This window comes from Kluyvera sp. CHPC 1.251 (genome assembly GCF_036759945.1).
Lineage (GTDB): Bacteria > Pseudomonadota > Gammaproteobacteria > Enterobacterales > Enterobacteriaceae > Kluyvera > Kluyvera sichuanensis.
Map to the genome: position 1 here is coordinate 1 of NZ_JAPKIC010000015.1, position 12,568 is coordinate 12,568.

12 protein-coding genes and 1 tRNA gene are annotated in these 12,568 nt (G+C 54.8%); 11 read left to right on the forward strand and 2 right to left on the reverse strand.

The features are described from left to right. Nucleotides 1-112: 112 nt before the first annotated feature. Nucleotides 113-188, forward strand: a tRNA-Trp gene (locus V6940_RS20960). 100 nt (nucleotides 189-288) lie between these two features. Here V6940_RS20960 and hdfR read toward each other — a convergent pair. Further along, entirely contained in the window at nucleotides 289-1,107 is an 819-nt protein-coding gene (hdfR, locus tag V6940_RS20965; protein WP_035896410.1) for an HTH-type transcriptional regulator HdfR, read from the reverse strand. 118 nt (nucleotides 1,108-1,225) lie between these two features. On the opposite strand from hdfR, the gene V6940_RS20970 reads away from it, so the two are divergent. Beyond that, on the forward strand, nucleotides 1,226-1,564 hold the full coding sequence (locus V6940_RS20970) for a DUF413 domain-containing protein (protein WP_035896409.1): 339 nt from the start codon (nucleotides 1,226-1,228) through the stop codon (nucleotides 1,562-1,564). A gap of 24 nt (nucleotides 1,565-1,588) precedes the next feature. Here V6940_RS20970 and V6940_RS20975 read toward each other — a convergent pair whose 3' ends face one another. Continuing rightward, nucleotides 1,589-3,109, reverse strand: a complete 1,521-nt coding sequence (locus tag V6940_RS20975; RefSeq protein WP_333497180.1) for a YifB family Mg chelatase-like AAA ATPase — start codon at nucleotides 3,107-3,109, stop codon at nucleotides 1,589-1,591. A gap of 353 nt (nucleotides 3,110-3,462) precedes the next feature. On the opposite strand from V6940_RS20975, the gene ilvL reads away from it, so the two are divergent. From ilvL to V6940_RS21020, 9 genes are all read left to right on the forward strand, one after another. Continuing rightward, a complete protein-coding gene (gene ilvL / locus V6940_RS20980; protein ID WP_001311244.1) occupies nucleotides 3,463-3,561 on the forward strand; it encodes an ilv operon leader peptide in 99 nt (32 codons plus the stop codon). Between the two features lie 139 nt (nucleotides 3,562-3,700). Beyond that, nucleotides 3,701-5,347, forward strand: coding sequence for an acetolactate synthase 2 catalytic subunit (ilvG, locus tag V6940_RS20985; protein WP_333497181.1), 1,647 nt, complete (start codon nucleotides 3,701-3,703; stop codon nucleotides 5,345-5,347). Beyond that, nucleotides 5,344-5,610 carry an acetolactate synthase 2 small subunit gene (gene ilvM, locus V6940_RS20990; protein WP_040118523.1) on the forward strand — a complete coding sequence of 89 codons (267 nt, stop codon included), beginning with the start codon at nucleotides 5,344-5,346 and terminating at the stop codon, nucleotides 5,608-5,610. The genes ilvG and ilvM overlap by 4 nt, the downstream gene beginning before the upstream one ends. A gap of 17 nt (nucleotides 5,611-5,627) precedes the next feature. Beyond that, on the forward strand, nucleotides 5,628-6,557 hold the full coding sequence (gene ilvE / locus V6940_RS20995; RefSeq protein WP_333497182.1) for a branched-chain-amino-acid transaminase: 930 nt from the start codon (nucleotides 5,628-5,630) through the stop codon (nucleotides 6,555-6,557). A 66-nt stretch (nucleotides 6,558-6,623) separates the two neighbouring features. Next, nucleotides 6,624-8,474: a dihydroxy-acid dehydratase gene (gene ilvD / locus V6940_RS21000; RefSeq protein WP_185669634.1), complete on the forward strand. Its 1,851-nt coding sequence runs from the start codon at nucleotides 6,624-6,626 to the stop codon at nucleotides 8,472-8,474. A gap of 2 nt (nucleotides 8,475-8,476) precedes the next feature. Beyond that, a complete protein-coding gene (gene ilvA / locus V6940_RS21005; protein ID WP_333497183.1) occupies nucleotides 8,477-10,021 on the forward strand; it encodes a threonine ammonia-lyase, biosynthetic in 1,545 nt (514 codons plus the stop codon). Nucleotides 10,022-10,269: 248 nt separating this feature from the next. Continuing rightward, nucleotides 10,270-10,785: a PTS sugar transporter subunit IIA gene (locus tag V6940_RS21010; RefSeq protein WP_333497184.1), complete on the forward strand. Its 516-nt coding sequence runs from the start codon at nucleotides 10,270-10,272 to the stop codon at nucleotides 10,783-10,785. Between the two features lies 1 nt (nucleotide 10,786). Then, nucleotides 10,787-11,065, forward strand: a complete 279-nt coding sequence (locus tag V6940_RS21015; protein WP_035896401.1) for a PTS sugar transporter subunit IIB — start codon at nucleotides 10,787-10,789, stop codon at nucleotides 11,063-11,065. Nucleotides 11,066-11,110: 45 nt separating this feature from the next. Beyond that, nucleotides 11,111-12,514 carry a PTS galactitol transporter subunit IIC gene (locus V6940_RS21020; protein ID WP_333497185.1) on the forward strand — a complete coding sequence of 468 codons (1,404 nt, stop codon included), beginning with the start codon at nucleotides 11,111-11,113 and terminating at the stop codon, nucleotides 12,512-12,514. The last annotated feature ends 54 nt before the right edge of the window (nucleotides 12,515-12,568 follow it).

Sequence of the window (12,568 nt, forward strand, 5' to 3'; positions counted from 1 at the left end):
CTGCCTGTCACGCAGGGGGTCGCGGGTTCGAGTCCCGTCCGTTCCGCCACTTATTTAAAATTAAGCCTGCTATATTAGCAGGCTTAATGATAAGAAAAATTAAGAAGTCTTTAGGGGCGTAGCTCAGTTGGTAGAGCACCGGTCTCCAAAACCGGGTGTCGCGAGTTCGAGTCTCTCCGCCCCTGCCATATATAATCCTTTGCTTAGGCAAAGGATTTTTTTTGCCTAAAATTTGCCTTTCTAAAGGCCCGTCGCTGTTCACTCCGGGCCCCTCATTTTCCGTTGTTATTAAAAAACGTTGTTTTTTAAAATGTCGCGAATTTGTGCCTGTTTGTCGCTATTTTGTAGCCAGATCGCGTATAAAGGCCGTGAAATTGATGAGCCATCCGCAACTGGATAGAGGCCGTTTTGCTCCTGAGCCCATGATGTTGGCAACCAGGTACAGCCTTTTAACGGCAACAGCTGTCGATAGGCCAGGCTAGCCGAACTGGTGGTTAATAACGGAATGTCGTCGCTGGCGATAAGCCCGGTTTCATGCTGCTGAAAATCTGCCCCCCACTCAAGGCGAAGGTAATTCAGATCGGCTTTGATGGTGGCCGGTGACGCACAGAACAGCTCAAGGGTGAAATGTCCCAGCAGTTGGCTGCTAAACTCATCCATCTTCGGCGTTTCGGTGGTGATCAGCAGATCGAGCTGGCGCTCATGCAGCTGCTTCACCAGCGACTGCCGTTGTGCAATTCGCGCTTCAAACTGCAGGGCATCATCTGCCTGGTAGAGTCTTCCTAGCCACTCATTGAGCATGCACTCCCACAGCGAAGCGCTGGCGCCAATCGAAAACTCGTTATGTCGTGAGGTACTGGCGACCTCCTTACGCGCGGCCTGCCATGTGCTCATCAGCGTCTCTGCGTAAGGGAGCAGCTTTTCTCCCGCCGCCGTCAGCCGTATGTTATTGCGGTGACGAGTAAATAAATTTACGCCAAGCTGATTCTCTAACTGACGAATACGAAAGCTCACCGCAGATTGTGTCAGATAGAGCGCTTCTGCGGCTCGCCCGAAGTGGCGAGTTCTGCTCACTTCGAGGAAAGTTTTCAGCAATTCGGTATCCACAGCTTTCTCCGCAAAATTTTTTGTCGTAATGATTTAAATCTTTTGTTTTACACTCTGTCAAGCGTATCTAATACTCCGCGCCATAAATAGCTCGGCCAAAGAATTAGGAGCGTGTAGGATGGCGGAAAGCTTTACGACGACTAATCGTTTTTTCGATAATAAAAATTATCCGCGCGGGTTCTCTCGTCATGGTGACTTCACCATCAAAGAGGCGCAGCTGCTGGAGCGTTATGGCTTTGCCTTTAACGAACTCGATCTTGGCAAGCGTGAGCCTGCAACCGATGAGGAACACCAGTTCGTCGCGGTATGCCGCGGTGAGCGTGAACCGGCTTCAGAAGCTGAACGCGTATGGCACAAGTATGTGACTCGCATTAAGCGTCCTAAGCGTTTCCATACGCTGTCTGGTGGTAAACCACAGATGGAAGGCGCTGACGACTACACTGAAAGCGACGACTAAGAAAAAGGGGCTCCGGCCCCTTTTTTATTGCAGTAAGGTTTGCAGGTGGCTGAGCATGCGGTCAATTCCTCGGTAGCTTAATGCTTCCTGCAAATGTCGACGCTCAATGGCATCAACTCCCTCCATGTCGGCCAACGTACGCGCAACCTTAAGCAGCCTCTGCCACGCGCGAATGGAAAGCCCCAGCTGCGCGAGCGTCTGCTCCAGCCAGCGTGAATCCTCATCGCAGAGAACACAATGTACTCTTGCCTCACCGCTACCGAGATGGGCATTAAGCTTCCCCTGGCGGGTAAACTGCCGCTGATGGGCGGCAATCACGCGAAGCTGTACCTCCCGGCTACTCTCTTCATGGCGAACGGGCTGGCTCAGCAACCCAGGCGGAGGCATGGGGATCTCAAGCGATAAATCGAAACGGTCGAGGAAAGGCCCCGACAGCCGATTGAGGTAGCGCAGCGTCTGTTCTGGCGTGCAGCGATTGTGTTTTCCTTCATAGTGTCCGGTCGGGCTGGGATTCATCGCAGCAATAAGCTGGAAGCGAGCAGGGTAGGTAATTTTGGCGCGCGTGCGTGAAATATGGATCTTGCCCGACTCGATAGGCTCCCGTAATGCATCCAGCACCCTGCGTTCAAATTCCGGCAATTCATCCAGAAACAGAATCCCGTTATGGGCCAGCGAGACCTCGCCAGGGGCAGGTATTGATCCTCCGCCCACCATCGCGGTTAACGAAGCGCTATGGTGCGGCGCGCGAAAAGGTCGGCAGCGCCACTCTGCCTGAACACGGCGGCTATTTTCCAGACTGATGATAGCAGCGCTTTCCAGCGCCTCGCGATCGTTGAGCGGCGGCAGCAGCCCTCTGAGCCTGGAGGCAAGCATGGTTTTCCCAGTGCCCGGCGGGCCAATCAGCAATAAATTATGCCCGCCCGCAGCGGTCACCTCTAACGCGCGTTTCCCCTGCTGCTGGCCGATGACCTCGCTCAGGTCGTCAACGGCCTCGGCAATGACGGGCGTCTCCATGGGCGGAAGCCGCAGTTCCTGCTTCCCTTCCAGAAACGCACAAACCTCCAGAAGATGGCTGGCGATAAGGCAATCATTGCCGCCGAGCAGCCCAACCAGCGGAGCATCGTCTTCAGCGAGTACTATCTGACGCCCGGCACTGATGGCTTCCATTGCCGCAGAGATGGCCCCAGGAATGCCACGTAATGCGCCTGTAAGGGCCAATTCCCCCACGAACTCATATTGACCCAGTTTCTGGGTGCTAAGCTGCTCAGAAGCCGCCAGGAGCGCAATAGCGATAGGTAAATCATATCGACCGCCTTCTTTTGGCAGGTCGGCGGGCGCCAGGTTGATAGTGATTTTTTTCGCCGGAAAGGTATAACCGCTGTTGATGATTGCGCTGCGGACCCGATCCCGGGACTCTTTGACGGTGGTTTCCGGCAGACCCACCATTACCAGCCCCGGCAGCCCCTGACTGATATGGACTTCAATGGTAATCAGTGGCGCATTCACACCGAGAGCTGCGCGCGTATAGACGACGGATAGTGACATAACTCCTCCCTGATGAAAGACATTATGCATCGGTGTACTGTTGTATTAATCCGTTACTTCGCGTATTTACGCGTCTTATTCTGCTATTTTTACTGCTTTTCATGCATTTTCATTTTTCATGGAAGCGCACCCGCATTTTTTCACGCTATCGCTCTGCACCACCCGCTTTTGCCGATGGTGAACGTCAGATGGTGAAATATTTTCATTTCATATTTTTTCTATATAAAACAAATCTTTTTCTAATAATCCTTAGCATGGTAATCAATGGCGTCATAAAAAAAACTTGTGCTTTTTGTGATGTCTGTGGTAACTCTGTAGGTATTCCTTCGAACAAGATGCAAGAATAGACAAAAATGACAGCCCTTCTACGAGTGATTAGCCTGGTCGTGATTAGCGTGGTGGTGATTATTATCCCACCGTGCGGGGCTGCACTTGGACGAGGAAAGGCTTAGAAATCAAGCCTTAACGAACTAAGACCCCCGCACCGAAAGGTCCGGGGGTTTTTTTATGACTAAAAAACAATAACGAGGAGCAGAGAATGACGAGTAGCACAAAATTCTGTTTCTTACGATCTAAGGCGGGGAACTAACTATGAATGGCGCACAGTGGGTGGTACATGCGTTGCGAGCGCAGGGAGTCGAAACGGTATTTGGGTATCCCGGTGGTGCCATTATGCCCGTTTACGACGCTCTGTATGACGGCGGCGTAGAACATCTGCTGTGTCGACACGAGCAGGGAGCGGCGATGGCGGCCATCGGCTATGCCCGCTCTACCGGTAAAACCGGCGTCTGTATCGCCACTTCAGGCCCAGGAGCAACCAACCTGATCACCGGTCTGGCGGACGCGCTGCTCGATTCCGTTCCCGTTGTTGCCATCACCGGTCAGGTTGCCGCACCGTTTATCGGTACGGACGCCTTCCAGGAAGTGGACGTCCTCGGTTTGTCGCTGGCCTGCACCAAACACAGTTTCCTGGTGCAATCCCTGGAAGAGCTGCCGCGCGTAATGGCTGAAGCTTTCCTGGTGGCAAACTCAGGCCGTCCTGGCCCGGTTCTGGTTGATATCCCTAAAGATATTCAGATTGCGCAGGGCGATCTGGATCCATTCTTCTCCACCGTAGAAAGCGACGATAGTTTCCCACACAGCGAAATGGCGCAGGCGCAGCAGATGCTGGCTGAATCGCAGAAGCCAATGCTGTACGTCGGCGGCGGCGTAGGGATGGCGCAGGCGGTTCCCGCGCTGCGTGAGTTTATGGCGGTGACGCAAATACCAGCGACCTGCACGCTGAAAGGTCTGGGCGCCGTGCCTGCAGATTATCCGTACTATCTCGGTATGCTGGGTATGCACGGTACCAAAGCGGCCAACCTGGCAGTGCAGGAGTGTGACCTGCTGATCGCCGTTGGCGCACGCTTTGATGACCGCGTAACCGGCAAACTGAACACCTTCGCACCACACGCCAAAGTTATCCATATGGATATCGACCCGGCTGAAATGAACAAACTGCGCCAGGCGCACGTTGCCCTGCAGGGCGACCTGAATACGCTGTTGTCCGCGCTGCAGCAGCCGCTGGCGATCGACGCCTGGTGTGAACATAATGCGGCGATGCGCGCTGAGCATGACTGGCGTTACGACCATCCGGGCGAGGCTATCTATGCGCCGTTGCTGCTGAAGCAGCTCTCCGATCGTAAACCGGCGGAAAGCGTGGTGACCACCGATGTTGGCCAGCACCAGATGTGGTCCGCTCAACACATGACCTACACCCGCCCGGAGAACTTCATCACCTCAAGCGGCTTAGGCACGATGGGCTTCGGGCTGCCGGCGGCCGTTGGCGCACAGGTAGCGCGCCCGAACGACAAGGTAATCTGTATCTCCGGTGACGGCTCTTTCATGATGAACGTACAAGAGTTGGGCACCGTAAAACGCAAGCAGTTGCCGCTGAAGATCGTACTGCTCGACAACCAACGGTTAGGGATGGTTCGACAATGGCAGCAGCTGTTCTTCCAGGAACGTTATAGCGAAACCACCCTGACCGATAACCCCGATTTCCTCACGCTGGCCAGCGCCTTCGGCATCCCTGGCCAACACATCACCCGTAAAGACCAGGTAGAAGCGGCACTCGACACCATGCTCGCAAGCGAAGGCCCGTACCTGCTTCATGTCTCAATCGACGAACTTGAGAATGTCTGGCCACTGGTGCCGCCTGGCGCCAGTAACTCACAAATGCTGGAGAAATTATCATGATGCAACATCAGGTCAACGTGCAGGCCCGCTTCAACCCGGAAACCTTAGAACGCGTCTTACGTGTGGTTCGCCATCGCGGCTTTCAGATTTGCTCGATGAATATGGAAACGGCTAGCGATGCACAGAATATAAATATTGAACTGACCGTTGCCAGCCCACGGTCAGTCGACTTACTGTTTAGTCAATTAAATAAACTGGTGGACGTGGCCTCGGTTGCCGTTCAGCAGTGTACAAGCACATCACAACAACAGATTCGCGCCTGAGCGCAATAGGAAGAGAAATGACGACGAAAAAAGCGGATTACATTTGGTTCAACGGTGAGATGGTGCGTTGGGAAGATGCGAAAGTACACGTCATGTCCCACGCGCTGCACTACGGTACCTCCGTATTTGAAGGCATCCGCTGCTACGACTCCCATAAAGGCCCGGTTGTTTTCCGCCACCGCGAGCACATGCAGCGCCTGCGTGACTCCGCCAAAATCTACCGCTTCCCGGTTTCTCAGAGCGTTGACGAGCTGATGGAAGCCTGCCGCGAAGTGCTGCGCAAAAATAACCTGACCAGCGCCTATATTCGTCCGCTGGTCTTCGTCGGCGACGTGGGCATGGGCGTTAACCCGCCGGAAGGCTACACCACTGACGTGATCATCGCGGCGTTCCCGTGGGGAGCATACCTGGGCGCAGAAGCGCTGGATCAGGGGATCGATGCCATGGTCTCTTCCTGGAACCGCGCCGCGCCGAACACCATCCCCACGGCGGCAAAAGCGGGCGGTAACTACCTCTCCTCGCTGTTAGTGGGCAGCGAAGCACGCCGCCACGGCTATCAGGAAGGTATCGCGCTGGATGTGAACGGCTATCTGTCTGAAGGGGCGGGCGAAAACCTGTTTGAAGTGAAAGATGGTGTGATCTTTACCCCTCCGTTCACCTCGTCCGCGCTGCCGGGTATCACCCGTGACGCCATCATCAAGCTGGCGAAAGAGCTCGGCATTGAAGTGCGCGAGCAGGTGCTGTCTCGTGAATCCCTGTACCTTGCAGATGAAGTATTCATGTCCGGTACCGCTGCTGAAATCACGCCAGTACGTAGCGTTGACGGTATCCAGGTAGGTGAAGGTCGCTGTGGCCCGGTCACCAAACGCGTTCAGCAAGCATTCTTTGGCCTCTTTACCGGTGAAACCGAAGATAAATGGGGTTGGTTGGATCAGGTTAATCCATAAGCATAAAAAAGATGGGGTGTCACGCAGCACCCCATTTAACAAGATAAAGACTGGGAGTACTAAAGCATGCCTAAATACCGTTCCGCCACCACCACTCACGGCCGCAATATGGCGGGCGCTCGCGCACTGTGGCGCGCCACCGGGATGACCGATGATGACTTCGGTAAACCGATTATTGCCGTCGTAAACTCGTTTACCCAGTTCGTGCCGGGCCACGTGCACCTGCGCGACCTCGGTAAACTGGTTGCCGAGCAGATCGAAGCCTCCGGCGGTGTCGCTAAAGAGTTCAATACCATTGCGGTGGATGATGGTATCGCCATGGGCCATGGCGGCATGCTTTACTCCCTGCCGTCGCGCGAACTGATTGCCGACTCCGTCGAGTATATGGTGAACGCCCACTGTGCCGATGCGATGGTCTGTATTTCCAACTGCGACAAAATCACCCCGGGGATGTTGATGGCTTCTTTGCGCCTGAACATTCCGGTTATCTTCGTTTCCGGCGGCCCGATGGAAGCCGGGAAAACCAAGCTCTCTGACAAAATTATTAAACTCGACCTGGTCGATGCGATGATTCAGGGCGCGGACCCGAAAGTCTCTGACTCGCAGAGCGAGCAGGTTGAACGTTCCGCCTGCCCAACCTGCGGCTCCTGTTCCGGCATGTTCACCGCCAACTCGATGAACTGCCTGACCGAAGCGCTGGGTCTGTCTCAGCCGGGTAACGGCTCACTGCTGGCCACCCATGCTGACCGTAAAGCACTGTTCCTCACTGCGGGCCAGCGCATCGTTGAGCTGACCAAACGCTACTACGAGCAGGATGATGTATCCGCGCTGCCGCGCAACATCGCGTGCAAAGAAGCGTTTGAGAATGCCATGACGCTGGATATCGCCATGGGCGGCTCCACCAACACCGTTCTGCACCTGCTGGCGGCGGCACAGGAAGCCGAAATCGACTTCACCATGAGTGACATCGACAAGCTGTCCCGCAAGGTGCCGCAGCTGTGTAAAGTGGCGCCAAGCACCCAGAAATACCATATGGAAGATGTGCACCGCGCCGGTGGCGTGCTGGGGATCCTCGGCGAGCTGGACCGTGCAGGCCTGCTGAACCGCGACGTGAAAAACGTCCTCGGCCTCTCCCTGCCGCAGACGCTGGAGCAGTACGACATCACCCTCACCCAGGACGAGGCGGTCAAGAAAATGTTCCGCGCAGGCCCGGCCGGTATCCGTACCACGCAGGCGTTCTCGCAGGATTGCCGCTGGGATACGCTGGACGATGACCGCGCCGAAGGCTGTATCCGTTCTCTGGAACACGCCTACAGCAAAGACGGCGGACTGGCCGTGCTCTACGGTAACTTTGCGGAAAACGGCTGTATCGTAAAAACCGCTGGCGTGGATGACAGCATCCTTAAATTCACCGGTCCAGCAAAAGTGTACGAAAGCCAGGATGACGCGGTAGAAGCTATCCTCGGCGGCAAAGTTGTCGCAGGCGACGTGGTGGTCATTCGCTACGAAGGGCCGAAAGGCGGGCCGGGCATGCAGGAAATGCTCTACCCAACCACCTTCCTGAAATCGATGGGTCTCGGCAAAGCCTGCGCCTTGATCACCGATGGTCGTTTCTCCGGCGGTACCTCTGGCCTCTCTATTGGCCACGTTTCTCCGGAAGCGGCAAGCGGTGGCAATATCGCGATTATCGAAGATGGCGACATGATTGCTATCGATATCCCGAACCGTGGTATTCAGCTGCAGCTGAGCGACGCGGAAATTGCCGCACGTCGTGAAGCGCAGGAAGCCCGTGGCGACCAGGCGTGGACGCCGAAAAATCGTGAGCGTCAGGTCTCCTTCGCCCTTCGCGCTTACGCTAGCCTGGCAACCAGCGCCGACAAAGGCGCCGTACGTGATAAATCGAAACTGGGTGGCTAATCATGGCAGATTCACAACCCCTATCCGGCTCCCCTGAGGGGGCCGAGTATCTCAGAGCGGTGCTACGCGCACCGGTCTATGAAGCGGTGCAGGTGACGCCGCTACAGAAAATGGAAAAGATCTCTTCGCGCCTTGATAACGTGATTCTGGTGAAGCGCGAAGACCGCCAGCCGGTGCACAGCTTCAAGCTGCGCGGGGCCTACGCGATGATGGCGGGCCTGACGGCCGAGCAGAAATCGCATGGCGTGATCACCGCATCCGCGGGCAACCATGCGCAGGGCGTGGCGTTCTCATCCGCCCGGCTTGGCCTGAAATCGCTTATCGTCATGCCGGTTGCGACCGCCGACATCAAAGTCGATGCCGTACGCGGTTTTGGCGGCGAAGTGCTGCTGCACGGTGCGAACTTTGACGAAGCGAAAGCCAAAGCCATTGAGCTAGCGCAGCAGCAGGGTTTCACCTGGGTTCCGCCTTTCGATCACCCGATGGTGATTGCCGGGCAGGGCACGCTGGCGCTGGAATTGTTGCAACAAGATGCTCACCTCGACCGCGTGTTTGTGCCGGTTGGCGGCGGCGGTCTGGCGGCAGGTGTGGCGGTGTTGATTAAACAGCTGATGCCGCAAATCAAAGTCATTGCCGTAGAAGCCGAAGATTCTGCCTGCCTGAAAGCGGCGCTGGATGCCGGTCATCCGGTTGACCTGCCGCGTGTGGGTCTCTTCGCTGAAGGCGTAGCGGTGAAGCGCATCGGTGATGAAACCTTCCGCCTGTGCCAGGAGTATCTCGACGATATCGTCACCGTCGATAGCGATGCTATCTGCGCGGCGATGAAAGACCTGTTCGAAGATGTGCGTGCGGTGGCGGAGCCTTCCGGGGCGCTGGCGCTGGCGGGCATGAAAAAATACATCGCCCAGCACAACATTCGCGGCGAACGCCTGGCGCACGTGCTGTCCGGTGCGAACGTTAACTTCCACGGCCTGCGCTATGTCTCTGAGCGTTGCGAGCTGGGGGAACAGCGTGAAGCGCTGCTGGCGGTGACGATTCCAGAAGAGAAGGGCAGCTTCCTGAAGTTTTGTCAGCTGCTGGGTGGGCGTTCGGTTACTGAGTTCAACTACCGTTTCGCCGATGCGAAAAATGCCTGCATTTTTGTTGGCGTCCGTCTGAGCCGGGGTCTGGAAGAGCGTAAAGAGATCCTGCAGTTGCTCAACGAGGGCGGCTACAGCGTGGTGGATCTCTCTGACGACGAAATGGCGAAGCTGCACGTACGCTACATGGTCGGCGGTCGCCCGTCTAAGCCGTTACAGGAACGTCTGTACAGCTTCGAGTTTCCGGAATCCCCGGGGGCGCTGCTGAAGTTCCTGCACACCTTAGGCACGCACTGGAATATCTCTTTGTTCCACTACCGCAGTCACGGTACCGACTATGGTCGTGTGCTGGCGGCATTTGAGCTGGGCGAACATGAGCCTGATTTTGAAACGCGGCTCAATGAGCTGGGCTACGATTGTCACGACGAAACCAATAACCCCGCGTTCCGCTTTTTCCTCGCGGGCTAAGCGCCGCTTTATGGGGGATAACCTGCCTGGGTTATCTCCCGCTTTCCTTTTTATTTGTTCGTAACCCGCCAAATTATTTCTCTGCCAACGAATCTCAACGATAAAAATGTGACGTAATTCATAATAAAACGCTCACCGCGTTGCGCCAGTCTGCGCACATCTTTTGGGGGCAATATTTGTCGCCCGCTTGCTGCTCGTGAATTAACATTGTCTCTAGTTAATTCTTAGCGGTTAGAGAGGATATTCGGATGAGAACGGATATAGTTGATGCCCCGAATGAAAGTGCGCAAGGATGTGAATATTTTACGCCTCAGCTCACATTTCTGGATAAACATTATAATAATTCCACGGACTTTTTTTCTTCGATATTTTTGCTGCTGAAAGAGCAAGGCTATGTCCGGAACTCTTTTCTTGACGCCATCATCGCCCGTGAAAAGGCGTACCCTACCGCGCTGCCAACGCTGCCGGTGGCTATCGCGCTTCCTCATACCGACCCTCAGCACGTTATTCGCCCCTTTATCTCCGTAACGCGGCTGTCTACGCCCATTGCCTGGCAGGAAATGGGCAATGATGACAACACGCTTTATGTTCATTTCATTGTTTTACTTGGTTTTGTTGACCACAGCAGCCACCTGACAGCGCTGCAAAAGCTCATGGACTGCCTTGCGGATGAAGAGGTTGTCCAGATCCTACGCGAAATAGACGATGTAGAAACCTTTCTCTGTACCCTCACATCAAGACTGCAATTAGATAAGGATTTATAAGATGAAAAAAGTCATTGTTGCATGTGGAAGCGGCGTTGCTACCTCACAAACGGTTGCCAGTAAAGTGACCCGCTTATTGAATGAACGTCAGCAGTCGCATATCAAAGTCGAAGTCATCGACCTGAAATCGCTTGATAGTCATATAAAAGACAGTGCGGCTTATATCGCCATCACCAAAGTTGATAAGCAATATCCTATCCCGGTAATTAATGGGATTGCCTTCCTGACCGGCATGGGGATGGAGCAAGAATTACAAAAGGTCATTGATGCCTGTAAATAAGGTGTAGCTCTTTAATCCGTATAATTATTTTAGTGGAGAAGTGCTATGGACTTTCTTGGTGTAGTCATAAATTATATTCTGAATTTAGGCGCGCCGGTTTTTGTGCCTTTTATTATGTTATTAGCCGGGCTGGTGGTACGGATGAAATTCCGCGATGCGGCCTCGGCGGCCATCACGCTGGGCGTCGCCTTCGTCGGGATGAGCATGCTGATTGGCTTTATGGTTGATGCCATCGGTGTTGCCGCGCAGACCATGATGAACCGTACCGGCCTTGAGTTAAGTATCGTCGATGGCGGCTGGACGACGATGGCGAATATCTCCTGGGCCTGGCCTTATGCGTTCGCCATGTTCCCGCTTCAGGTTGGCGTAAACATTGTGATGTTGATGCTGAACAAGACCAATACCTTCAACGCCGACCTTTGGAACGTGTGGGGGAAAATCTTTACCGCGTTTATCGTGGTGAGCGTCACCACCCCATTGTTTGGCCCGGTCTGGAGCCTGGTACTGGCATTCCTTGTTGCCGCCTTCCAGATCATTATGGAACTGAACGCGGGGGATATTCACCAGCATCGTATTGAGAAGCTCACGGGGATCCCGGGGGTAACCTGTACGCACCGTATGGTCTTCTTTGGTGCCATCTATTACCCGTTCGATCTGCTGCTGCGCAAAATTCCGGTCTGTAATAAGCCGATGGATGCCAGCGCGCTGCGCGCCAAGGTCGGGGTCTTTGCCGAAAACCACATCATCGGTTTTATTCTGGGGATCCTGTTTGGGGTGATTGCGGGCTACAGCGTCGCGAAAACGCTGATGCTGGGGGTGCAGGCCTCAACGGCGCTGGTGCTGTTCCCGATGATTTCCAAGCTCTTTATGCAGGCGCTGTCGCCGATCTCAGAGGCCATCAGCGACTATATGAACAAGAAATTCTCCGGGCGTAAGCTGTTCGTGGGTATCGACTGGCCGTTTATGGGCGGCGCGAGCGAGATCTGGTTTGCCATTATCGTTGCCATCCCGTTCACCCTGCTGTGGGCACTGATTCTGCCGGGCAATAAGATCCTGCCATTTGCTGGCATCATCAATATTGCGCTGATTGTTCCGGCCTACCTGGTGACGCGCGGTAACACGCTGCGCATGGTTATCCTGAGCATTATTGGTGTGCCGTTCTTCCTGTTTGTGGGGACGCAGTTCGCGCCAATGATTACCGACCTCGGTCTGGCCACTAAAGCGATTACCATCCCGGCAGGGCAGTTGATTTCGAACAGTTCGATTGATGCACCGGTCTTCACCTATGCCTTCTCCTTCCTGTTCAAATTCCTGGAAGGCAACGTTATCCCGCTGGTCTTCGCGGTGTGGTGGGGCTGTGGCTACTTCTTCTACTCCCGCGAACTGCGTCGTGAAAGCAATCTGGCACAGCAGGAAGCCGAGCAGCAGGAGAAGGCGCAGCAGGCGTAATTCTGGGTTTCATGTTCATGTCTGGCGGCAGGCGTCGCCGCCAGGCTTTTCATT